At 61.1% G+C, this 22290-nt stretch carries 20 protein-coding genes; 11 read left to right on the forward strand and 9 right to left on the reverse strand.

The window, feature by feature from the left end; all coding sequences use genetic code 11:
* Positions 1-177: transposase (locus NW863_RS06160; protein ID WP_414365283.1), on the forward strand; the 177-nt coding region annotated here is incomplete at its 5' end.
* On the opposite strand, the gene NW863_RS06165 is transcribed toward NW863_RS06160, so the two are convergent.
* The gene (locus tag NW863_RS06165) at positions 134-1564 is read right to left on the reverse strand and encodes a phosphoglucomutase/phosphomannomutase family protein (protein WP_414365252.1); all 1431 of its coding nucleotides are present in this window, start codon (positions 1562-1564) and stop codon (positions 134-136) included. The two genes, NW863_RS06160 and NW863_RS06165, sit on opposite strands and share 44 nt — an antisense overlap.
* Before the next feature lie 149 nt (positions 1565-1713).
* On the opposite strand from NW863_RS06165, the gene NW863_RS06170 reads away from it, so the two are divergent.
* On the forward strand, positions 1714-4257 hold the full coding sequence (locus tag NW863_RS06170; RefSeq protein ID WP_414365254.1) for a DNA gyrase/topoisomerase IV subunit A: 2544 nt from the start codon (positions 1714-1716) through the stop codon (positions 4255-4257).
* Positions 4258-4304: 47 nt separating this feature from the next.
* Here the strand turns inward: NW863_RS06170 and NW863_RS06175 are convergent, their stop codons facing one another.
* The gene (locus NW863_RS06175; RefSeq protein WP_414365256.1) at positions 4305-4796 is read right to left on the reverse strand and encodes a hypothetical protein; all 492 of its coding nucleotides are present in this window, start codon (positions 4794-4796) and stop codon (positions 4305-4307) included.
* A gap of 416 nt (positions 4797-5212) precedes the next feature.
* Between NW863_RS06175 and NW863_RS06180 the strand changes: the two genes are divergently transcribed.
* The gene (locus tag NW863_RS06180) at positions 5213-6094 is read left to right on the forward strand and encodes an SDR family NAD(P)-dependent oxidoreductase (protein ID WP_414365258.1); all 882 of its coding nucleotides are present in this window, start codon (positions 5213-5215) and stop codon (positions 6092-6094) included.
* Positions 6095-6236: 142 nt separating this feature from the next.
* Here NW863_RS06180 and NW863_RS06185 read toward each other — a convergent pair whose 3' ends face one another.
* The 6 genes from NW863_RS06185 to NW863_RS06210 all read right to left on the reverse strand — a co-directional run bounded on the left by NW863_RS06185 (position 6237) and on the right by NW863_RS06210 (position 12174).
* Positions 6237-7862 carry a peptide chain release factor 3 gene (locus tag NW863_RS06185; protein WP_414365285.1) on the reverse strand — a complete coding sequence of 542 codons (1626 nt, stop codon included), beginning with the start codon at positions 7860-7862 and terminating at the stop codon, positions 6237-6239.
* A gap of 69 nt (positions 7863-7931) precedes the next feature.
* Positions 7932-9116, reverse strand: coding sequence for a pyridoxal phosphate-dependent aminotransferase (locus NW863_RS06190; RefSeq protein ID WP_414365259.1), 1185 nt, complete (start codon positions 9114-9116; stop codon positions 7932-7934).
* Positions 9117-9160: 44 nt separating this feature from the next.
* Positions 9161-9721, reverse strand: a complete 561-nt coding sequence (locus tag NW863_RS06195) for a hypothetical protein (protein WP_414365261.1) — start codon at positions 9719-9721, stop codon at positions 9161-9163.
* Between the two features lie 88 nt (positions 9722-9809).
* Complete coding sequence (locus tag NW863_RS06200) at positions 9810-10469, reverse strand: DUF2232 domain-containing protein (RefSeq protein ID WP_414365263.1); 660 nt, start codon at positions 10467-10469, stop codon at positions 9810-9812.
* 51 nt (positions 10470-10520) lie between these two features.
* Positions 10521-10814, reverse strand: a complete 294-nt coding sequence (locus NW863_RS06205) for an RNA-binding S4 domain-containing protein (RefSeq protein WP_414365264.1) — start codon at positions 10812-10814, stop codon at positions 10521-10523.
* 88 nt (positions 10815-10902) lie between these two features.
* The gene (locus NW863_RS06210) at positions 10903-12174 is read right to left on the reverse strand and encodes a serine hydrolase (RefSeq protein ID WP_414365266.1); all 1272 of its coding nucleotides are present in this window, start codon (positions 12172-12174) and stop codon (positions 10903-10905) included.
* 631 nt (positions 12175-12805) lie between these two features.
* Here NW863_RS06210 and NW863_RS06215 point away from each other — a divergent pair.
* From NW863_RS06215 to NW863_RS06225, 3 genes are all read left to right on the forward strand, one after another.
* Positions 12806-12943, forward strand: a complete 138-nt coding sequence (locus NW863_RS06215) for a hypothetical protein (RefSeq protein WP_414365267.1) — start codon at positions 12806-12808, stop codon at positions 12941-12943.
* An 86-nt stretch (positions 12944-13029) separates the two neighbouring features.
* Positions 13030-14115 carry an A/G-specific adenine glycosylase gene (gene mutY, locus NW863_RS06220; protein ID WP_414365269.1) on the forward strand — a complete coding sequence of 362 codons (1086 nt, stop codon included), beginning with the start codon at positions 13030-13032 and terminating at the stop codon, positions 14113-14115.
* An 87-nt stretch (positions 14116-14202) separates the two neighbouring features.
* Entirely contained in the window at positions 14203-14478 is a 276-nt protein-coding gene (locus NW863_RS06225) for a hypothetical protein (protein WP_414365271.1), read from the forward strand.
* Positions 14479-14535: 57 nt separating this feature from the next.
* Here the strand turns inward: NW863_RS06225 and NW863_RS06230 are convergent, their stop codons facing one another.
* The gene (locus tag NW863_RS06230; protein WP_414365273.1) at positions 14536-14868 is read right to left on the reverse strand and encodes a hypothetical protein; all 333 of its coding nucleotides are present in this window, start codon (positions 14866-14868) and stop codon (positions 14536-14538) included.
* A gap of 91 nt (positions 14869-14959) precedes the next feature.
* Here NW863_RS06230 and rnc point away from each other — a divergent pair, with 91 nt between their 5' ends.
* The 5 genes from rnc (at position 14960) to NW863_RS06255 (ending at position 22196) form a co-directional block, all read left to right on the forward strand.
* Entirely contained in the window at positions 14960-15685 is a 726-nt protein-coding gene (gene rnc / locus NW863_RS06235; RefSeq protein WP_414365274.1) for a ribonuclease III, read from the forward strand.
* Positions 15686-15911: 226 nt separating this feature from the next.
* The gene (gene ligA, locus NW863_RS06240) at positions 15912-17933 is read left to right on the forward strand and encodes an NAD-dependent DNA ligase LigA (protein ID WP_414365276.1); all 2022 of its coding nucleotides are present in this window, start codon (positions 15912-15914) and stop codon (positions 17931-17933) included.
* Positions 17934-18642: 709 nt separating this feature from the next.
* A complete protein-coding gene (clpX, locus tag NW863_RS06245) occupies positions 18643-19989 on the forward strand; it encodes an ATP-dependent protease ATP-binding subunit ClpX (protein ID WP_414365278.1) in 1347 nt (448 codons plus the stop codon).
* 77 nt (positions 19990-20066) lie between these two features.
* On the forward strand, positions 20067-20726 hold the full coding sequence (locus NW863_RS06250; protein ID WP_011429691.1) for a potassium channel family protein: 660 nt from the start codon (positions 20067-20069) through the stop codon (positions 20724-20726).
* A gap of 63 nt (positions 20727-20789) precedes the next feature.
* Entirely contained in the window at positions 20790-22196 is a 1407-nt protein-coding gene (locus NW863_RS06255) for a TrkH family potassium uptake protein (RefSeq protein ID WP_414365281.1), read from the forward strand.
* Positions 22197-22290 lie beyond the last annotated feature (94 nt).

Below are 22290 nucleotides of genomic sequence, written 5' to 3' on the forward strand. Positions count from 1 at the left end.
CAGTTTGCGGAACAGCTCAATCAAGTGTACTGGGGAAAGGCTAAGCTTTGGCATGATTCTAAGTGCATTGTCTCATGGGGCGGTGCACCTCTAGAAATTGTGAAGCGATATATCCAGAATCAGTTAGGAGGCGCTATCCCTCCCCACCCGGGTGGGGAATCCCGCGCCTTACGTTGACCAGCCCATCTGCCCAATCGAGAAGACGGTTCACTTCTTCCAAGGTTCTGGCTTCTGAGTACAGCCGCAGCAGGGGCTCGGTGCCGCTGCCGCGGATCATGACCCAACTGCCGTCGGCAAGGGTAAACTTGTGGCCGTCTTTGTCAAAATGCTTGATGACCTTCTGCCCCAGGATCTCAAGGGGGGGATCCATCCGTAGCCGTTGGAATAGCTGGGTTTGTTGGTTTTGATCCCCTAGGTGCAGGTCGCGGCGCTGATAGACGGAGATGAATCCTTCCCGTTCCTGCAAAGCTCGGTAAAGGTCGCCCAGATCTTGCCCGGTTTCGGCGACGGCCTCGATCAAGTACAGAGCAGAGAGAAGAGCATCCCGTTCGGGGATGTGGCCCAGATAGCCGATGCCACCCGATTCTTCTCCCCCCAGCAACACCTGGGTGGTCATCATGCGCTCGGCAATGTATTTAAAGCCCACGGGCATTTCCGTAACCGGCAAGCCATAGCGCTCGGCCACCTTCACGAATAGCTCCGATCCACTGATGGTTTTGACGATTTCGCCCCGCAGGCCGCGTCGCCCCGCCAAGTGGTCGATCAGGATGGGAATGAGGATCTGCGGGCTGAGAAAGCGGCCTTGCCCGTCGAGGGCGGCAATGCGGTCGGCGTCGCCATCAAAGACCAGACCCACTTTTAACGGGGCGGGATCCGCCGCGATGATCTGGGCAGAGGTCTGTAGGTTTTGCGGCAGCGGCTCCGGTGAGAAGCCGCCAAATAGGGGATCCCGACGCGCCTGCAATTCAATCACCTTCTCTCCCAAGAGGCGCCTGAGGCCCCCAGCCCCAGAGCCAAACATGACATCCACCCAGATCTTGGCCGGGGATCCTTTGAGCTTTTCCAGATCCACAAAGCGACTGAGCTGAGCCAGATAGCCGGGCCAGGGATCCCAGATTTCGATGGGGGCTGGGTTGGATCCGAGAGGTTGCAGGTTGTGCAGCTCCTGCTCGATGGCAGCAGTGACCTCCGGGGGCACAGAGCCGCCAAACCCCCCCTTGACCTTGAGGCCGGAATAGTGGGGCGGGTTGTGGCTGGCGGTGATCACCAAGGCGCCATGGCAGCCGCGCTCTTTGGCTGCCCAGCTAAAGGCCGGTGTCGGGGCCACACAGGCAGAGAGATAAACCGGGATCCCCAAGCGGGCCACCACCTCGGCAGCGTGGGCAGCAAATTTTTCTGAGAGAAAGCGGTTGTCGTAGCCAATCAGGATCCCGGCGCCGGGATAGGTGCGGGCCAACACCTGGGCGCTGGCCTGGGCGGCAATGCCCAAGTTCTGAAAGGTAAAGCCATCGGCAATCACAGCTCGCCAGCCGTCGGTGCCAAAGCGAATGGAGTTCTCAACCATGGTTACACCCAAATCCACCCCGACTACACTTAGCACGGCGGAGCCGCCACCACACCCCCCCATTTCAAAAACGGCAGCGGCTGGGTGAGCTCGCAAAAGCTGCGGAAACAGCTACAGTAACCTGGAAAGCGTTCCGCTCCTAATGAGCCATGACTCAGCAACTCACTCTCGACGGACTGGGATTGGGATCGGATGGGGGATCCCGTTCAGGGCGGGTGATCGTTACCGATTTGCAGGGGGAGATGCAACGCTCCTACCTGGAATACGCCATGAGCGTGATCGTGGGGCGGGCCTTGCCGGATGTGCGGGATGGCCTCAAGCCGGTGCATCGCCGCATCCTCTACGCCATGCACGAGCTGGGCCTGACGCCGGATCGCCCCTACCGCAAGTGTGCGCGGGTGGTGGGGGACGTGCTGGGGAAATATCACCCCCACGGGGATCAGGCGGTCTATGACGCGCTAGTGCGCATGGCGCAAGACTTTTCCAGCCGCTACCCCCTGGTGGCGGGGCACGGCAACTTCGGCTCGGTGGACGACGATCCGCCGGCGGCCATGCGCTACACCGAGTGTCGGCTGGCGGAGCTGAGCCACACAGCCCTTCTGCAGGGGATCTCCGAAGAAATTGTGGACTTTCTGCCCAATTTCGACGGATCCCAGGCGGAGCCCACCGTTCTACCGGCCCGCCTGCCCATCCTGCTCCTCAACGGCTCTGCCGGCATTGCCGTGGGCATGGCCACCAACATCCCGCCCCACAACCTGGGAGAAGTCGTGGACGGCCTGCTGGCTTTGATCGACCATCCCGATCTCAGCCCTGAAGAGCTGTTGCGCTGGATCCCAGGGCCGGACTTTCCCACCGGCGGCCAAATCGTTGATAGCCAAGGGATCCGCGAAGCCTACCTCAGCGGGCGCGGCTCCATCACCCTGCGGGGAGTGGTCCGCTTTGAGGAGATCCAGCCGGGCAGAGGACGCCACCGCCGGCCCGCCCTGGTTATCACCGAGTTTCCCTACCAGGTGAACAAAGCCGCCTGGCTCGAGAAAGTGGCGGAGTTGGTTGCCCAAGACCGCCTCAGCGGCATTGCCGACTTGCGGGATGAGTCGGATCGCAGCGGCATTCGCGTGGTGGTGGAGCTGAAGCGGGAGGCCAACCCGCAGGCAGTTCTGCAGCAGTTGTACAAGCTCACCCCCCTGCAGAGCACCTTTGGGGTAATCCTGTTGGCCCTGGTGGAGGGAAAACCCCAGCAGCTCAGCTTGAAGCAGATTTTGCAGCACTTTTTGCAATTCCGCGAGGCCACTCTCAACCGGATGTTTCGCGCCGAACTGCAGCGGGTACAGCGCAAAGCGGAAGAGGTGGCGGGGATGGTGCTGGCCCTGGCCGATCTGGAGGGGGTGATCGACCTGCTGCGGCAAGCCCCCGATAGCGCCACGGCCAAAGCCCAACTGCAAACTCGCCTGGGCTGCACCCCCCAACAGGCGGAGACAATCTTGGCCATGCCCCTGCGCCGCCTGACAACCTTGGAGCGGGAGCGCCTGCACCAGGAGCAGGCCGAACTGCAGGCCCGCATCGCCGAGCTGCAGGGGCTGCTGGAAGATCGCCGCAAGCTCTTGAATTACCTGAAAAAAGAGCTGCGCCACTTGAAGAAAACTTTTGCCGACCGGCGCCGTACCCAGATCCTTTCGGAAGCCGAGCTGGAGGCAGAACAGGCCCAGATCCCCAGTGGCAAAGCCGGCGAAGACACCCGCTTCCTGCTGCAACTTACCCGCAAAGGCTACGTGCGCCGCCTGCCTCTGCCTGGGCCTCGCTCCCGCAGCAATCCGGCGCAACGGGAATTGGGAGAAGATGTTCTGGTCGGCCTGGAATGCGTGACCCCAGAGCAGGAAATCTTGGTGCTCACCGCCAGCGGCAAAGCTTTCACCGTGCCCAGCGAAGGGATCCCCCTCAGCACCGGCTCCTCGCGGGGGGTACCTCTGGTCACCCTTCTCCCCAGTCCCGAACCCATCGTTGCCACCTTCCCGCTGGATCCCGTTCGCGTCAGCGGTGCGGAGCACTCTCCCGGCGAAGCCAGCCTGGTGGTGCTCAGCCGGCAGGGGCGGATCAAGCGGGTGGCCCTGGCGGAGCTGATGGGCCTTAGCCAACGGGGATCCACCGTCCTGAAACTCAAAGAAGGGGACGAGCTGGGCTGGGCGGCCCTTTGGGATCCCGGCCTGCAGGACGGTAGCGTTGTCCTCGCCACCTCCGGCGGGCGGGTACTGCACCTGCCGGCAGAGCAGATCCCACTCATGGGTCGAGGGGCTGTGGGCACACCGGCCCTGCGCCTGGGACGTGCCGAGCAGCTGGTGGGGATGGCGCTGCTGCCCCCCAAGGGGATCCTGATTTTGGCCAGTCGGTCGGGCTATCTGAAGCGGCTGCCTCTGGGCGAGATCCCAACTGGGGAGCGGGGCAAGGTGGGCGTCACGGCCTTTCGCTTTTCCGACAAAGGGGATGCCCTGGTGGGCTTGGTCGGCTTGCCCGCTGACCTAGAAGCCCATCCCTCTCTGCAAGTGGATCTATTCACCGAATCCGAACGGCTGTACTCCTTCTCCCCTGCCGAAATTCCGCTGCAAGAGCGAGAGGGTGGCGGAGCCCTCTTGGTCAAGGGGGAACGGGTCAAGGAGTTGCACCTGTTTTGGCCGCAGCCGGAGGGCGAGATTGGATAGCTCTGCAGGCCACGTGCAGCGTTCGGGGAAGGCAGAAGCCTGGGCTGCTAGGACAGAGAGCCATCCCCTAGCGAAGCAGAATCGGTCGGCTGGGAGCCGGGATCCGCCTCTGGCGCTTCAGGATGGCGGACAGGCTTGGGAAGAGTGCCACCTGACTTGAGAACCAAACAGCGCACAGTTTGGTGCAGTTCCTCCAGCAAAATGCCGATGGCGGAGCGGAAGTCGCGGTGGTCATCCCGCATTTGCTCCAGAATGGCGCGGATGACTTCCTTACAGTCCTTCAGGATGTGCTGCTGCTGGGCGATGATCCGCACCAGCTCGCTCTGTTCCCTAAGCAACTCCCGCAAACAGGTACGCAGCTCGTCCACCTGGTTTTGCCAAAGGGCTTGCCCCTCTCGCAACTCCATTACGCTGGTGCGCAAATCGGCGGTGGCATCACGCAGAGCTTCGCTGTGGCGGCGCTCGGCCTCCAGTTGTCGCTGCTGCTCCTGCTGCTGTTGGCGCAGCTCGGAATTGGCCCTTAGGTTGGCTTCCGCCACTCTGAGCAATCGATCCAAGCAAGCCTCGGCGAGAGCCCAGCGCTCCTCCGGCAAGGAAGATCGGCTTCGGCTAGCCCGCCTGCGGAAATACCTTACGGTCACTGCACCTCGTATCTGCGGCAAGGACATCGAGCATCGGCTTAAGCGTACACTCCAGCGTGGGAGTTTGTCCCAGCGAGTGGTGCCTCAATCATATCGCTTTTCCCAGCCCCCCTTGGCAATCTGGGCGCAAAAAACCATCTGAGCAGCTTCTGGGCCGCAGGGATCCATCCCTCTGTCAGAGCACCCCTTGAGTCAGAAACAGCGGCCCAGCGCCCTGCCAATATCCAACACCGCAGCCCAACGAGCGAGGCCGCCTCTCTCCGTGGATCCCGGAAATCCTTCTAGGATGGAAAAAGTTTGCAGGGAAGAAAGCCATGCCTTCACTCGCCAATCAAGTGGTGCTGATCACCGGAGCCTCTGCCGGCATTGGAGAGGCCGTTGCCCTGGAAGCGGCCAAACGCGGGGCCCGCTTGGTGCTGGCGGCCCGCCGAGAGAGGCTGCTACAAAACGTCAAGGACTTGGTGGAGAAGCAGGGGACAGAAGCGCTGGTGGTGCCCACCGACATGGCCGACACGGCCCAGGTGGAGGCGCTGGCCCAAAAGGCTCTGGATCACTTTGGCCGGGTGGATATCCTGGTGAACAACGCCGGCTATGGCCAGATGGGACCAGTGGAAGAGGTGGATGTGGCGGCGATGCGGCGCCAGTTTGAGGTTAACGTGTTTGGCCTGCACGCCCTCACCCGCGCCCTCTTGCCCCAGATGCGGGAGCGGGGCAGTGGCCGCATCCTCAACCTCAGCTCGGTGGCCGGCCAGATCTCGATGCCCTTCAGCGGCGTCTACAACGCCACCAAGTTTGCCGTGGAGGCCCTCAGCGACGCCCTGCGGGTGGAGGTGGCCCCCTTTGGCATCAAGGTTATCTTGATCGAGCCGGGGCCGGTGGCCACCGAGTTTGGCCGCGTGGCTGAAGAGACCTTTGCCGCCGTTGTCAACCCAAATGGCCCCTACAAGGCGATCTTGGACAAAACTGCCGATCTGGCCAGCTCGTTCAACAACATGGCCTGGCCGGTGGAGAAGGTGGTGGAGCCGATCCTGAGAGCCATGACGGATCCCCACCCTTCCGACCGCTACACCGCTTTTACGGGCGGCAAGCTGGCGCTGGGGCTGATGCGGCTGCTGCCCGCCACTCTGGCCGATCAAATGTGGCGGCGCGTCTACGGCCTGGATGCCCTGGGATCCCCCAAATCCAAATCGGCCTAGTCACCGGTTGGTGGACACAAGCTGCAGCAGGGATCCCTCTTGAGCTCAATCGGCGGGAAGCTCCGCACTGTATTGATTGGTACTGTATTGGTGAATTGTGTTTACTCAACAAGATGAGTGGCGGGAGGCGTTCACAATGCCTCTACGGGCTGCCATTGGACTCTGGACTGAGATCCTCAAGGGGGGCGATTTTGCTTAGCTTGATTTTGGGATTGCTGCTGATAAATTGCTGCAAGGTCCACTCGTTTTTAAAGAGAAGAACGGGCCTATCTTGAATGTCTTTGACGATAAGGGTGTTAAACAGGCTGGGGATGTTCCCCAGAACTTCCCAGCCATTCTCTACCCAGCGGGCTAGCGTGTAGGGCAGCATCTCCAGCCGGGTTTCGACGTTGTACTCATGTTCCAGGCGGTACTGCAGCACCTCAAACTGCAACTGGCCCACTGCGGCCACAATCGGATCCCGTTTGGACTCGTCGAGGGAGTACATCATCTGCACCGCTCCCTCTTCCTGCAGCTCTGATACCCCTTTCTGGAACTGTTTAAACTTGGAGGGGTTGGGATTTTTTAAATAGGCAAACAGCTCCGGCGAAAAGCTGGGGATCCCGGCGTAGCGCAACTTCGGGCCGGTGTAGAGGGTATCCCCAATCCTGAAGATGCCAGGGTTGTTGAGGCCGATGACATCGCCAGGATAGGCTTCATCGATGGAGATGCGCTCTTGAGCAAACAATTTTTGGGGATAGGAGAGGCGGATGGGGCGGTTGAGGCGGGCATGGTTGACCACCATGTCCTTCTCGAACTTACCGGAGCAGATGCGCACAAAAGCAAGGCGATCCCGGTGGCGGGGATCCATATTGGCCTGCAGCTTAAAGACAAAGCCGGTAAACTCAGGATGTTCGGGTGGGATCAGCCCTGCCGTGCTCTCGTGGGGCATTGGCGGTAGAGAATACTCCAGAAACGCATTGAGAAACAGCTCCACCCCAAAATTGGTCATGGCGCTGCCGAAAAAGACCGGCGTTTGCTTGCCAGCATGAACCTGCTTGAGATCCAAGCTGGGCATGAGGCCATCCAACAGCTCCAGCTCTTCTTTGAATTGGTAATAGAGATCTTTTTCAATCAAGTCTTCAATTTGCGGATCCCCCAGCTTGATGACCATTTCTTTGGCCCGCAGCCGTCCCCGCGAGACCCGCTCAAAGAAATGAAACTCCTGTGTGCGTCGGTCAAACAAAGCTGTAAAGCGCTCCCCTGAGCCAATCGGCCAGGTTACAGGATAGGGCTTGAGGCCGAGCTCAGTCTCAATTTCGTCCATTAGCTCCAAGGGATCCCGGCTGGGGCGATCCATCTTGTTGATGAAGGTGAAGATCGGCAGCTTCCGCAGTTGACAGACTTCAAACAGCTTGCGGGTCTGGGGTTCTAGCCCTTTGCCGGCATCTTCCAGCATCACAGCGTTATCAGCCGCCGCCAGGGTGCGGTAGGTATCTTCGCTGAAGTCTTGGTGGCCGGGAGTATCGAGCAAGTTGAGGCGAATATTGCGGTAGTCAAACTGCAACACGGTCGAGGTAATGGAAATGCCCCGCTGCCTTTCCAGCTCCATCCAGTCGGAGGTAACCCGCTTTTGGGCGCGGCGGGCCTTCACGGCCCCAGCCTCCTGAATGGCTCCCCCGTACAACAACAGCTTTTCCGTAAGGGTGGTCTTCCCGGCATCGGGGTGGGAAATAATGGCAAAAGTGCGCCGCTGCTGGATGGCTTTGGCTAGGTCTACTTCTTTCATCATCGAGAGGCTCCTCTAATTCAATCCCGCTGCTCTTCCAGCGCGCCGGCGGCCTCGAGTTCCTCCCTTTCAGAGGGAGGAGAGAAAGTGGTGCAGCCGTTCCAGCCCTTTTTCCAGGGTGATGCGATCGGCGGCATAGGAGAGGCGAATGTAGGAATCTGCCCCGAAGGCCACCCCCGGCACGGCGGCCACCTGCTGTTCTTTGAGCAGCCGTTGGCAGAACTCCACCGAACTTAAGCCGGTTTGGCCAATGTTGAGAAACACGTAGAATGCCCCCTCCGGCTCTGGGCAAGTCACCCCCGGCAGAGCGCGGATCCCCTGCACCATCAGATCCCGCCGCTGCCAAAATTCTTGGCGCATTTTTTCCACCGCCGCCGCCGACAGGGGGCTGGTCAGAGCTTCCAGGGCGCCGTACTGGGCGAAGGTACAGACGTTGGAGGTGCTGTGGCTTTGCAGGTTGATGGCGGCGTCGATGATGGGCTTGGGTCCCGCCAAGTAGCCAATCCGCCAGCCGGTCATGGCATAGGCTTTAGCGAAGCCGCTGCTGAGGATCGTGCGCGGCAGCAGCTCCGGGGAAAGGGATCCCAGGCTGATGTGGCGGGCTTGGCCGTAGACCAGCTTTTCGTAGATCTCGTCACAGACTACATACAGATGAGGAGCAGAGAGGAGCACCTCTGCCAGGGCCTCCAGCTCGTGCCGGTGATAGACGGCGCCGGTGGGGTTGGCCGGCGAGTTGAGGATGAGCAACTTGCTGCGGGGGCTGAGGGCCTGGCGCAGTTGGGCGGCGGTGAGTTTGAACCCCTGCGCCTCTTGGGTTTGAACCCGCACCACCTTGGCCCCGGCCAGAGCCACCATCTCGGGATAGCTGACCCAGTAGGGGACGGGCAGGATCACCTCGTCGCCGGGATCCAGGAGTACCATGGCCAGGTTAAACAGGGCTTGCTTGCCGCCGTTGCTAATCAGAATCTGGTCGGGGCTGTAGTCCAAGCCGTTTTCTCGCCACAACTTGTCCGCCACCGCCTGGCGCAGGGCAGGGATCCCAGCGGTGGGGCCGTAGCGGGTTTTGCCCTCTTCCAGGGCGCGGATGGCGGCAGCCCGAATGTGCTCAGGGGTGTCGAAGTCCGGCTCGCCGGCGCTCAGGATACAGACATCCAGACCCTCTGCCCGCATAGCCTTGGCCAGAGCCGAAATCGACAGCGTTGCAGAGGGAGAGAGACGAGCAACCCGTTGGGACAAGCCGGCAGCAGACACCATCAGTTGGGGATCCTGGGATAGCAGGTTGGGTTAGTTTTAGGCAGTTAGGCCACCGCTGTCAAGAGGCGGCTGCCATCCACCAGCAGCAGCTCATGGCCCTCCCGCTCCGCCAACAGATCCCAAAACTCCCCGGCGGCGGCCCCCGGCAAGAACCCTTCCAGACGCAGTTGTAGGGGGGGGAACTGCTTGTTCCCTTGGGGCTTGCGCCGCACCGTCACCCAGATGAAGCCGTCGTGGGGCTCGACGATGCCGCGAATGTTAAAGCCCTCCTCTGCATCCTCAGGGGCAGGCAGAAAGGGCTCGTCCTCTAGATCTGGATCTTGCTCCTCCTCCGGCAAGGCCAGGATGCGGATAACGCTCAGGCCCAAGGTGCCGCCCGACCGCGGCTGCGGCTGCACGTAGTACCAGTAAGTGTGGCCGCTCTCGATGCAATAGGTGAAAGGGCGCAGCAGCTCGGCACGGCCAGGGGTGGCTGGATACTCTACGCCATCGGTGGCAACCAGCGTCGCCTGGGCGTAGGTCTCTGGGATCGATTTGAGGGATCCCTTGATCAAGCCCAGCGCGCGGAACTGGTAGGGGTGGGCGGGCGGGGGCAGTGGATTCATAGGACTCAGTGACAGGATGGGAGGCCACAAGCGTAGGGTCTACAAGTCTATCTCATGACAGCGGCCATCTCAGAAGTATGGGCGGCTGCTAATCCAGCAAAAATTGCACCCACTTCGGTGGCGGCGGCAGCGGACAGCGGAAATGCTCCATCACCAGAGCTGCCACCAAATGCACCGTGAAGACGTAGACCAGGGAGTTAAAGGCAATAAACCCGACCACCACCACCTGAACCATCCAAGGTTCTGCCACCCAGTACACGCCCAGCCTAGCCAGAGACACATCCAGCAGCCAGTTGGTCAGGCCGGTGAGTTGGATGGTGACATAAGTCCAAAGGTTTTCCCCCACCAGCAGAGAAGAGAGCAGCAACTGGAAAACTAGGCCGAAAGCGCTGAGGGCAGCGCCGCTGGTTACCGAGACATACCAGGAAAGGCGCCGCCGCCATAGGCGGGCACACCAGTAGCCCAGCAGGCCGTAGGGAATGACGTAGAGAATGCTGCGCGTGGGCCCCATCAGCACCGTCAGCAGCAGAGCAGAGACCGCCAGCGCCATCGCCCCGGTGCGGGGATCCCAGCGCATCACCGCCAGCGCCACTGGGATAGGGAAAAACAGACGCATAAACGGCGCCAGCGGCGTGTAGCTCAAGATCCAGATCAAAGCGGCAGTGCTGGCTAAGAAAGCCGTTTCCACCACCCTCAAGGCAGGAGAAGGGGGTGGTGAGGGGGGTAGGGGGGGAAAATCATCCTGCACAGGAGGCCCAGCAAGGAAAAGACCACTGTTCCCAGCTTAGGCCAGCACTTGCTAAGTGGGCCGAGGGGAATCTTGAACAGTTTTGGCTTTGTTCCAGGCGCAAGCTCTGGCCCCCTCCCAGCCCACCTGCCAAACTTGGCCTGCTACTGCCACCACATCTCCCCGGCGCAACTTGCGCCCTCGCCGGGTTTCCACCTCGCCGTTGACCCGCACCTGCCCCGCCTGGATGAGCTGCTTGGCCTGTCCGCCAGTGGGCACAACTCCCGTCAGCTTGAGAAATTGATCCAGCTTGATGAGGGGATCCCCTGCTGGAGAAGCTTGGGAAGGTGGAAGAGTCTCGGCCATAATCTCACCGTTCTGGCTTGGATGTCGGCTGATCCAACTTTTGATCTTGACGCTGCTGCTCTGCCGGGGTGGCTGGCCCAGGGATCCCCTAGGGCTGCGGGCTATCGGCAGCAGCCGCAGCGGTCGGCTCGCCTTCGGCAGACCAAAACTCATAGGCAGCCTGGGAGAGTTTGGCGATTAGCTCTTCGGCTTTGGGATCGTTGGGAGTTTCCCGCTTTACCCACACTGCTGCCACGTAGCGTCGCCCGTTGGGCAAATCGAGTATGCCGGCATCTCCCACCACCGACCTGAGAGTTCCCGTCTTGTGGGCGATGCGCACCTCTTGGCCCAAGTTGGGGCGAAAATAGGAGGGCCGCTGCGTGCGCCAGAGGATGTCCAAAAAGCGGTCGCGGCTGCGGCGGCTGAGCATTCGCCCCTGCTCCACTTGGCTGAGCAGCCAGACCATGTCGCGCGGGCTGCTGGTGTTGGTGCCCTCCAGATCCGGCAGCCACCAAGAAACCTGCGTGTGTTGCAGCCCCCACTGGCGAAACTTTTGGTTGAGGGCTTCCCGACCGCCGAGGCGATCGATGATGAGGTTGGCGGCGAAGTTGTCGCTGACGGTGCTCATGAGGGTAGCTGCCTCCAGGGCAGAGACCTGGGATCCGAGGGGACGGGTCTGCAATACGCCGGCTCCCCCGCCCCTGAGGTCTTCTCTCAGAGTCAGCCTCTCGTCCAGCCGCACTTGACCCGTTTCCACCGCCTGCAAAAAAGCCAGGAGAATCGGGATCTTAATGACACTGGCAGCAGGAAAAACCTGATCCGGCCTCACCCCAGCAAAGGCGCCGGTTTCCACCTCCCAGAACAGGGCTCCTACTGTCAGGCCCGGCTGATCGGCCAAAGCAGCCAAGCGCTTCTGTAAAGCGGGGATTTCCTGTCCTCTGAACAGGTCTGTGGGCAAGGTGGGGGGGGGATCCCCAAGCTGCATTGCCTCCTGCTCTGGCCGGGCAGGAGTGGTCGATTGCAGCAGTTGCGACAGGCCAGCCATCGTCAGGCCCAAAATCAGGCTTAGGCCCAGGCCCCGGAGCAACACCTCTGCCAGGGTCGGAGACCGTCTTAAGCGGCGAGGCTGGGCAGCTCGTTGGCGCATCCGGTCAATGGCCCTTTGGCGAGAGAAGCGCAGCGGTTGGGGGCGGGAAGCCGAGGGGGATCCCTCGGCAGCCGGGGCAGGCAGCAAGTGGCGAGAAGGGGAGGCAGCCTGAGGGAAGCGGCGCTGATGACGCCCCAGATCCCGAGACCTTTCTCGAGCTGAGCTGCTGCCTTTCCCCTCCCCTGCTCTAGCCATGAGAACGACTGCCTCAACGAAGGTCTTGATGGTCAACATCGCAACAATTTTACCGAACTTGCGTTGGCGAGCCCGGTTCAACTCAACAGCAGGGAAGTTGGCTGCCAAAGCCTCTGGCTAGGCGGCTCCTGCGCTCTAACTTTTGCGACCAGCGGGGGCCCTGCACCGCAGCTTGCCCGACTGGGATCCCTCTTTTGGGGGCGGATTGGATCCAGGCCAAATTGGCTATCCTAGAGATGACGGGGTTGGTCGATGAAGAGAGTTTCCCCATCGCGACACAGAGGGGCAGCTTAGTAGCTCCGTACTAAGCGCTCCGCGCCGCTGACGCAAGTAGCGCGGGGCAGCAAAGCCTGGAAGCAACTTTGGTTGCTCACCGATGGTATAGTTGTTAGCGAGGCGTGCCGTCCCCAGGTGAGCTCCTAAAGTGGTGAAAACCCTGACCGTGGCAAGCGTCTGGAGGATACCAACGTCTCAGCCAACCTGCAAGAACCCCGTCCCGCTGACGCGAACAGAACAGAAAAGTAAGCAGAACCTGGGGGCTTTGCCTTAGGGAACTGTCTAGAAGTGTCTTGACAGCACCTTTATGAGTTTGTTTTTGAACGGGGTAGGAATCCCCCGCCTTTAGGCGGTGGGAGTGTCAACCCAAGGCCGAAGCTGGTGGGAGGCGACAATGGCTAACTACAACCGCGGCATCATGAAGTTCAAGGGGGCCGATAGCCCAATTGTGGTTCTGATCTCGGCCAGCATTGTGGCGGCGGTGGTCTCGGCCCTGATCTGGTGGGCGTTGCACTTCGCTTACGCGGCTTGAGATCCCAGGTTCCCTCTCGACGGACTGGAGCGGAGTCCGAGGTTGCGGTCGCTGGCGAGCAGTCGCTAGGCTGGGGCGAGGCGGTTTTGCAGCGCCTGCGGCAGTCCTTGCAGCGTTGGTACTGCCAGCATGGGCGGGATCTGCCCTGGCGACGCACCCAGGATCCCTACGCCATTTGGGTAGCAGAGGTGATGCTGCAACAGACCCAGGTGGCAACCGTGATCCCCTACTTTCAGCGCTGGATGGAGGCTTTGCCCGGGATCCCGGACTTAGCGGCAGCCTCCCAGCAGCAGGTGCTGAAATTGTGGGAAGGCCTGGGCTACTACCGGCGGGCGCTGAATCTGCACAAGGCAGCCCAGATCTTGGTGCGGGAACACGGGGGCCAGTTTCCCAGGAATCTGGAGCAGGTGCTGGCGCTGCCGGGGATCGGGCGCACCACAGCTGGCGGCATTCTCAGCGCCGCCTTTGACCTGCCCCTGCCGATTTTGGAAGGGAATGTCAAACGGGTGTTGGCTCGCCTGGTGGCTTTGCCCCAGCCGCCGGCCCGCTGTTTGCCCCTGTTGTGGCGGCTTTCGCAGCAGTTGCTGGATCCCGAGCAGCCGCGCACCTTTAACCAGGCCCTGATGGATCTGGGCGCTACTGTCTGCCGGCCCCGGCAGCCTCGCTGTGGCCAATGTCCTTGGCAGGCCGACTGCGCTGCCTACAATCGAGGTCAACAGCAACACCTGCCTATGTCTGAGTCCCGTCCCTCGCGCCCTCACAAACAGATCGCGGTGGCCATCGTTTTGCGAGGGCAAGAGATCCTCATCGATCGGCGGCTGGAAAGCTCCATGCTCAGCGGCCTGTGGGAGTTCCCTGGTGGCAAAATCGAGCCGGGAGAAACCCCCGCGGAGTGTGTGGTGCGGGAGGTGAAAGAAGAAATTGGCATCGACATTGAGGTGGTGGCTCCGCTGGCCACCATCGAACATGCCTACACCCATTTCACCATCACCCTTATTGCTTTTATCTGCCGCTATTTGGGCGGAGAAGCCCAAGCCCTGCAATGCAGCGAAGTACGCTGGGTCGAGCCGGCGGAGCTGTCGCAATTTCCCTTTCCGGCGGCCAACCAAAAGCTATTTCCCTACCTATACGCTTGGCTGGAAACGCAAGGGAATCCCTTAGAACCCCTGTAATCCGCCAAACCGCTTAAACCCCTCCGGCCTTGCGCGCACAAGACATCCGATAGGATGATAGATGTCCTGCTGAGGTGAGGCACGGATATGCTTGTCACTCTGGAAAAAGCTGGGGAGATTCTCGCCAAGGGATCCCACACGGCGATTACGACGACAGACGGCAAGATCGCGCTGGTGCCTAAGGGGAAAGAAACCCTCAAGCTGACGGCCAACGAAGCCATTAACTTGATGTTTTACGTCGTCCGCTCTGCTGACCCCCCAGAAGCAGTGATGGCAAAACTGCAAGAGGCCGCTGCCAAGGCGCAAGCCCCCGATCCCGCCGAAGAACGCGCCAGAAAATATCGAGAAATTCGCGGAACGTAGCAGAAGCCGGTCGAGTCGGTCGCTCCAGGGCTCTCTTGGCGAACTCGAGTTCCAGAATCAGAGGCTGGCAGGGCTGAGGGGAACCAATTTCCCATCTGTGGTCAACCCCAGCAGCATCGGCTCCTGGGGCCGGATGGCCTGGCCAGTGAGGGCGCAACGCTGGGGCTGGTGAGCCGTGGCGGGGAAACTGGCCTGAATATCCTCGGCAGCGAGGGTGGCAGCCTCTGGAGAGTGGCGCAAGACATAGCCCCAGAGAATTTCGCGGATCAAGGCCTGGTAGCCCTGGCCGCCGGCCAACGCCTTCAGTCGTTGCTTCAGCTCACGCTCCAGACGAATGCTGGTCACCTCCATCTCGGTGGTGGGGGTGCGAGGACGGGCGCGGGCATGCATGAAGGGATCCTCTCCAAAAGCTTATACTACTCCTGTAGCACAAGGTGAGCCCTGAGAGCATTCTAGGTGTAGGGATTTTGTCGCGGGTTTTATGGTTGAGCTGATCCCACCTCGTCGCCGCGCCTTGGAGCATCTGCTGAACCGGTTGGGGTTCAGGGATCCCACTTGGCTGGAACAACTGCGCTGGGATCTGTTGGATCAAGCTTTGATTCATCCTTCCCTGGATGGCCAGCGCAACAATGACCGGCTGGAGTTCTTGGGGGATTCTGTCCTGCGTATTTTGGCCACCGAGTTCCTGTTTCAGTCCTATCCCCACTTGTCAGTGGGAGAGCTGACCGCAGTTCGCTCGGATCTAATCAGCGATGCCCACCTGGCGGAACTGGCGGATCTACATGGCCTAGAGCGCTACCTTGAGGTGGGATCCAGCTCCCAAAACGACTTGGCCGGACGGGAGCGGCGCTTAGCCGATGCTTTCGAGGCGGTGTTGGGATCCCTGTACCTAAGCTGGGGCATGCACACCCTGTCCCGCCTGCATCCCTGGCTGGATCCCTACTTTCGCCAACGGGTGGAGCAGTGGTTCCAGGATCCCACCCGGCGCAACCCGAAAGCCGCTCTCCAGGAGCTGACCCAGCGCCTATGGGGCACCTTGCCAGAATATCGTCTGGTGGCTGCTCGGGAACACCCGCCGCACTTCATTATGGAAGTTTGGGGCCATGGTCAATGTTGGGGCCGCGGCGAGGGGCGCTCCAAAAAGGCGGCAGAAATGGCCGCTGCGGCCCAAGCCTACGGGCACTTGCAGTCGCAGGAAATAAGGTAGGCGCCACTACGAGGCAATTCATGGGTAGCGACCGCTGTGGTAGCCGGCCTCTTCTTCCGGCGCCGCCAGCTCGCTCCTGTGGGGAGTTCTCGCCTGCACCTGGAAGCTGGGATCCGCGTTGCCCAGCTTTTTGGGGGTTAGCCTAACAAGGGGGCAGAGCAACGGCAGCCTAAGACAGAGGAGAGCGTTGAACCTACGCTAGACCTAGCCAACGGTGCGGAAGAGTATGGATCCCCAACTGGAACAGCGCGCCCGCGACCTGCGCGCCCTGCTGCAGAAGGCTAGCATCGCCTACTACGTCTACGATGCCCCCATCTTGGAAGACAGCGTCTACGACCGCCTCTACCGCGAGCTGCAGGAGCTGGAGCGGGCCCACCCCGAGCTGATTACCCCCGACAGCCCCACCCAGCGGGTGGGAGAAAAGCCCGCCGAGCAGTTCCCCACCGTCTCCCACCGCATTCCCCTCTACAGCTTGGAAAATGCCTTCAACCTGGAAGAGCTAAAAGAATGGCAAGAGCGCCTGCTGCGGGTGCTGGGGCGCACCCCGGAGGAAGGGGAGCTGGAATATGTGTGCGAGCTGAAAATTGATGGCGCGGCCCTGGCCCTTACCTATGTGGATGGGCTGCTGCAGCGGGGGGCCACCCGCGGCGATGGACAGTCAGGCGAGGACATCACCCCCAATGTGCGTGCCATCCGCGCCATCCCCCTGCGGCTGGCGGCAGCGAATCCGCCGCCGGTTTTGGAGGTGCGGGGGGAAGCGTATCTTGCCATTGCCCAGTTCGAGCGCATCAACCAGGAGCGCCGCTCTGCCGGGGATCCCCCCTTTGCCAACCCGCGCAACTGTGCTGCTGGCACTCTGCGCCAGTTGGATAGCCGCATCGTTGCCGCCCGCAAGCTCAGCTTTTTTGCCTATGCCCTCCACTGGCCGGAAGGCTGGCCGAGCGGGGATCCCCCCCAAACCCAGTGGGAGTGTCTGCAGCGGCTCAAGGAGCTGGGATTGCCCGTCAATCCTCTGTCCCAGGTGTGCCGGGGCCTCGAGGAGGTGATCCAGTTCTACGAGCGGTGGCGGCAGGCCCAGCTTCCCTATGCCTGTGACGGCGTGGTAGTGAAGCTCAACTCCCTGCGGCTGCAAGAGGAGGCCGGCTTTACGCAAAAATTCCCCCGCTGGGCTATTGCCCTCAAATACCCTGCCCAGGAAGTCCCCACCCGCATCCGCGCCATCGTGGCCAGCGTAGGCCGCACCGGAGCCGTCACCCCGGTGGCAGAGCTAGAGCCGGTTCTTCTGGCTGGTACCACTGTCAGCCGCGCCAGCCTGCACAATGCCGATCGCCTCGAGGAGCTGGATGTCCACATCGGCGACACCGCCATCGTGTGCAAAGCCGGGGAGATCATCCCCGAGGTGGTGGGGATCCTCAAGGAGCTGCGCCCCCCTGACGCCGTTCCCTACCGCTTGCCCAGCCACTGTCCCGAGTGCGGCACCCCTCTTGTCCGCTCTGCTGGCGAGGCGGTAACCCGCTGCCCCAATCCCGAGTGCCCGGCCAAGATCCGGGGGCAACTGCAGCACTGGGCCAGCCGCGACGCCATGGATATCGAGGGCCTGGGGGAAAAGCGAGTAGCCCAGTTGGTGGAAAAGCTAGGGGTTCGCACCGTGGCCGATCTCTACCGCCTCACCCCGGAACAGTTGGAGAGCCTGGAGGGGATGGGATCCCGTTCCAGCCAGAAGCTGGTGCAGGCCATTCAGCGCTCCCGCCAGCAGCCCTGGGAGCGGGTGCTCTACGGCTTGGGGATCCCCCATGTGGGGGTGGTGACCGCCCAGATTTTGGCCCCGCATTTCCCCGCCCCAGAACTCTTGGCCCAGGCTAGGGCTGAAGACATCGCCCAAATCTACGGGATAGGGGCAGAAATTGCCGAGGCGGTGGTGAGCTGGTTTGCCGATCCTGCCCACCAGCGGCTGCTGCAGGAGCTGCGGGAGCTGGGGATCCCTGCTCTGCCCCAGCAGAAGGCTCCTGCCGTCTCCCAGGTTCTGGCCGGGAAGAAGTTTGTAATCACTGGCACCCTGCCTACTCTCTCCCGCCAGCAGGCCAAGGCTTGGATTGAAAGCCGCGGCGGCAAGGTAACCGCCAGCGTCAGCCGCCAAACCGACTATGTGGTGGTAGGGTCGGATCCCGGCTCCAAACTCAAGCAGGCCCAGGCTTTGGGGATCCCTCTGCTGAGCGAGGCGGAGCTGCTGGCGTTGGATCCAAATTGACATACTCCCCAGCCCCAAAGGGCGGGGATTCTGGTTCTTGAAACACTTCTGAGTCCTGTACTCCGGCGGAACGGCAACCACCACCTTGCCCAACACCTTCGCGCCCGTGGGCCGGAGGCCTTTGGCCAGCCCAAACCGTTCCCGTCCCTCGACTGTGGATTCCCCAAAAAATTTGGGAAGGCCGGCTTGTCCTCGCCCCGGCGATGGTTTATCATGCGATTCAGTGAGGAGTGGACGCCAGAGGGGGAAGAGGACGAAACACGGACAGTCCCTTCCCCTTTTTGGTGTTCAAGATCCGCCCTGGTTCCGCTCCAGAGGGTATCCAACCGAACCCAAAAGCCCACTTACCTCCGACGACCGTCTTTGCCAGAGTTAGGAACATTCCACTATCATGAAATTAGCGGAGACGCATGTTTCCGTTCACTCCTCACACCATCCGCCGCTCGACGTCGAGTCGGGCGGTTTTCTTATGAACTTTATCTCCAATCGCCGCAGAGCTGTTCTCAGCAGCAGGGCAATCTTCTACGGCCGGCTTAGGAAGCCCACAATCTGGAAGGAAGTGCTAGACTAGTAAGTCAGTAAGTTCTGTCCCTTGCAGTATCCCTACGCCTCTCCAGCCGCGCCCCACGTTTGAGCAGCACTGGAACGTCCGGCTTTTTCTAGAATTTGCCAAACACGATAGCCAAGAGCAAACAGCAACGAGGATCCCATGGCCAAGCATGACTCCCACCTGAGATGCTCCTTCTGCAATAAGTCCCAGGATCAAGTGCGTAAGTTGATTGCGGGGCCGGGGGTCTACATCTGCGACGAGTGTGTAGAGCTGTGCAACGAGATTTTGGAGGAGGAACTCTACGACGGCCATACCCGACCTGAGACGGATTCTGTTGCCAAACGTCGCGAAACCCCTAAAAAATCCTCTCGCGGCCTGCCTTCTCTGGCGCAGTTGCCTAAGCCGCGCGAGATCATGCGCTACCTTGACCAGTACGTGATTGGCCAAGAGAAAGCCAAGAAGGTTCTGTCGGTGGCGGTTTACAACCACTACAAGCGGCTGGCTGCTAAGGCCAACCCCAGCAGCCTCGGAGCTGCAGAGCTGGATGAGGTGGAACTGCAAAAGTCCAACATTTTGATCATTGGCCCCACCGGCTCCGGCAAAACCCTGCTGGCCGAAACCCTGGCCCGCATGTTGGATGTACCCTTTGCCGTTGCCGATGCCACTACCCTCACGGAAGCCGGCTACGTCGGCGAAGATGTGGAAAACATCCTGTTGCGCCTGCTGCAGGTGGCGGACATGGATGTGGAAGAAGCCCAGCGCGGCATCATCTACATCGACGAAATCGACAAAATTGCCCGTAAGAGCGAAAACCCCTCCATTACCCGCGACGTTTCCGGCGAAGGGGTGCAGCAGGCTTTGTTGAAGATGCTGGAGGGAACTATTGCCAACGTGCCTCCTCAGGGAGGGCGCAAGCATCCCTATCAAGATTGCATTCAAATCGATACCTCCAACATCCTCTTCATCTGTGGGGGCGCTTTTGTCGGCCTGGATAAGGTGATCGAGCAGCGCATTGGCAAAAAGTCAATGGGCTTTATCAAGCCAGGGGAGCAGCTAGCAGTTACCCGTGAACAACGCCTGGCCGATGCCCTTAAGGCGCTGGAGCCGGAGGATTTGATCAAGTACGGCATGATCCCAGAATTCATCGGGCGGCTGCCAGTGGTGGCTACCCTGGATCCCCTGGACGAGAAGGCCCTCGAGGCCATCTTGACGCAGCCCAAAAATGCCATCCTCAAGCAGGCCCAGAAGTTGTTGCGCATGGACGGGGTGGAGCTAGAGTTCGAGCCGGCTGCCATTTCTGCCATTGCCAAGGAAGCCTACCGTCGCAAAACGGGGGCGCGTGCGCTGCGGGCCATTGTGGAAGAGCTGATGCTGGACGTGATGTACGAGGTTCCCTCTCGCCGGGATATCAAATACGTGCGCATCACGGCTGAGATGGTGGAGCGCCGCTCCACGCGCGAGCTGATCCCTCATCCTTCCACCCTGCCCAAGCCTGAGTCTGCCTAGGATCTCAGCCCTGCCCGATCCCTGCTGCGTCAGCCTATGATTGGTGTTTGGTTTTGAAGTAAAGGGCAAGGGGGCGCATGGGGCGAGCGGATCGCGAGTATGCGGTGATCGGTCTGGGACGCTTCGGCACGAGTTTGGCCCTCACGCTGATGGAGCGGGGCCACAATGTTTTGGGGATCGACCGCAGCCGGGAGATCGTACAGCGTCTGGCGGATCAACTGACGCAGGTGGTGGCGCTGGATTCCAGCGATGAGGATGCGCTGCGAGCGGTGGATATTCTCTCCTTTGACACGGTGGTGGTGGCCATCGGCAGCGATTTCGAGAGCAACCTGTTGACGACGGTGGCCCTCAAAAGTTTGGGGGTGCGCAACGTGGTTTGCAAGGCTTCGACAGAGCGGCAACGCTCGATTCTCTTGCGGGTGGGGGCCGATCGGGTGGTCTTGCCGGAGCAGGAGGCGGGCCGGCGTTTGGCTCAGGTGCTAACAGCGCCAGGGATCCTGGATCAACTGGAGCTGGAGCCGGGCTACAGCATTACGGAGCTGGAGGTGCCGGAGGCGCTGGTGGGCCATACGCTGGCGGAGTCGGACTTGCGTCGCCGCTTTGGCATCACGGTCTTGGTGGTGAAGCGAAAACAATCGTTGGTGGTTTCTCCCCCGGCAGATTACCTGCTGGAGAAAGGAGACCTGCTGGTGGTGTTGGGGGCCAATACCAATATCTCGCGGCTGAACGAGATGTAACGGGGGGATCCGATGAGAGAGGGCTGTGTCCCGCCGTCACAACCCGAGGGGGCCGAGGGATGGGTGTCTCCCCGATCTTCAGGAACCCCTCGCCCGACGCTGCCTCAGTCCTCTTGGATCCCGGCCAGCCGCTTGCACCGGCTCTTTTTTGGGGACAGGCGTCGCCCGCTGCCGCCGCCCCTGCGCCTGGTCGCAGGGTTAGGTCTGCTAGCGGTGGTGGGGACTTTGCTACTGATGCTGCCGGGGATTGGGCGCGGGGATCCCTTGAGCTGGAATGAGGCGCTGTTTACGGCCATGTCCGCCCTGAGCGTAACGGGGCTCTCGACGATTGTGGCGGCGGAGGATCTCACTCTGCTTGGCCAGATCGTCTTGCTGCTGTTGATCCAAATTGGCGGGGTGGGCTTCATGGTTTTGGCGGTGGTGGTGTTCCAACTGATCGGGCGGCGCATCTCCCTGCTCAATCGCCTGGCGCTGTGCAATTCGCTGGGCCTGATCGATCCGGGGGCCATTCTGGAATTGACGCGGCGGGTGTTGATCGGGGTCACTCTGATCGAGCTGGGAGGGGCCCTGCTGCTCTGGGTGCATTGGCGGGATCTCTACGGGCCAGGTCGGGCGGTTTTTCTGGCCATTTTTCACGCCGTGTCAGCTTTCTGTAATGCGGGGTTCGACCTATTTGGGCAGGAGGGGATCCCTACGGATGGCCTGTCGCTGGCGATCTTGGGCACTCTAATTTTTATTGGCGGCTTGGGCATCCCGGTTTTGTCGGATTTGTTAACCTGGCCGCAGGGCCACCGCCCCTCTCTGCACACCCGCATCACCCTGGTCGTGGTGGTGGTCTTGCTCTGCACGGGCGGCCTGGGGATGTTCTTGGCTGAGAGCTTGCCCCAGGGATCCTTGCAGGAGGTGAGCTGGCCCCGCCGCCTGGGCCTGACGTTTTTCCAGTCGGTTTCGGCTCGTACTGCTGGCTTTGCCGGCATCCCCATTGGGGAGTTGACACCGGCGAGCCAGTTGCTGCTGATGATCCTGATGTTTATCGGGGCTGCCCCGGCTTCCATGGGGGGCGGCATGACCACTGGTACCCTGGCGGTGTTGGTGTTGGCTCTGTGGGGCTATGCCCGCGGCCTGCCCAGCGCCCAGATTGCCGGGCGCAGTTTGGATCCCTCGATGGTGCGCAAGGCGGCAGCAGTGTTGACTGTCTCTCTATTCGTGGTGCTATTGGCAACTTGGCTGATCTTAATTACCCACCACCACAGCAGGCTGGATCCGGTACTCTTCGAGGTCATCTCCGCTTTTGCCACCTGTGGCCTCTCGACAGGGTTCACGGGGAAGCTGAACTTGTTTGGCCAACTGATCATCGTTTTGGTGATGTTCTGGGGCCGCTTGGGGGCGCTGACCATTGTCTTGGCTTTGGCCCAGCAGCAGCCGCGTCAGCTGGTAATCTACCCGGAAGAGCCAATTTTAATTGGGTAATCCCGTAAACTACCCGACTCCGACCGCTAAGCGGTACGGAGCGGGCTTAAGCGCTACGCGCCGCTGACGCGAACGGTAGCCCTGCAGTTGGCAA

It is taken from the genome of Synechococcus sp. B60.1 (assembly GCF_047462555.1).
In the GTDB taxonomy this organism is placed as follows: Bacteria; Cyanobacteriota; Cyanobacteriia; order Thermostichales; family Thermostichaceae; genus Thermostichus.

Coding starts and splice junctions, on each gene's coding strand:
- NW863_RS06165 (WP_414365252.1), bottom strand. CDS start 1,564: ATGGTTGAGAACTCCATTCGCTTTGGCACCGACGGCTGGCGAGCTGTG.
- NW863_RS06170 (WP_414365254.1), top strand. CDS start 1,714: ATGACTCAGCAACTCACTCTCGACGGACTGGGATTGGGATCGGATGGG.
- NW863_RS06180 (WP_414365258.1), top strand. CDS start 5,213: ATGCCTTCACTCGCCAATCAAGTGGTGCTGATCACCGGAGCCTCTGCC.
- NW863_RS06185 (WP_414365285.1), bottom strand. CDS start 7,862: ATGAAAGAAGTAGACCTAGCCAAAGCCATCCAGCAGCGGCGCACTTTT.
- NW863_RS06190 (WP_414365259.1), bottom strand. CDS start 9,116: ATGGTGTCTGCTGCCGGCTTGTCCCAACGGGTTGCTCGTCTCTCTCCC.
- NW863_RS06195 (WP_414365261.1), bottom strand. CDS start 9,721: ATGAATCCACTGCCCCCGCCCGCCCACCCCTACCAGTTCCGCGCGCTG.
- NW863_RS06205 (WP_414365264.1), bottom strand. CDS start 10,814: ATGGCCGAGACTCTTCCACCTTCCCAAGCTTCTCCAGCAGGGGATCCC.
- NW863_RS06210 (WP_414365266.1), bottom strand. CDS start 12,174: ATGTTGACCATCAAGACCTTCGTTGAGGCAGTCGTTCTCATGGCTAGA.
- NW863_RS06215 (WP_414365267.1), top strand. CDS start 12,806: ATGGCTAACTACAACCGCGGCATCATGAAGTTCAAGGGGGCCGATAGC.
- NW863_RS06225 (WP_414365271.1), top strand. CDS start 14,203: ATGCTTGTCACTCTGGAAAAAGCTGGGGAGATTCTCGCCAAGGGATCC.
- NW863_RS06230 (WP_414365273.1), bottom strand. CDS start 14,868: ATGCATGCCCGCGCCCGTCCTCGCACCCCCACCACCGAGATGGAGGTG.
- rnc (WP_414365274.1), top strand. CDS start 14,960: ATGGTTGAGCTGATCCCACCTCGTCGCCGCGCCTTGGAGCATCTGCTG.
- ligA (WP_414365276.1), top strand. CDS start 15,912: ATGGATCCCCAACTGGAACAGCGCGCCCGCGACCTGCGCGCCCTGCTG.
- clpX (WP_414365278.1), top strand. CDS start 18,643: ATGGCCAAGCATGACTCCCACCTGAGATGCTCCTTCTGCAATAAGTCC.
- NW863_RS06250 (WP_011429691.1), top strand. CDS start 20,067: ATGGGGCGAGCGGATCGCGAGTATGCGGTGATCGGTCTGGGACGCTTC.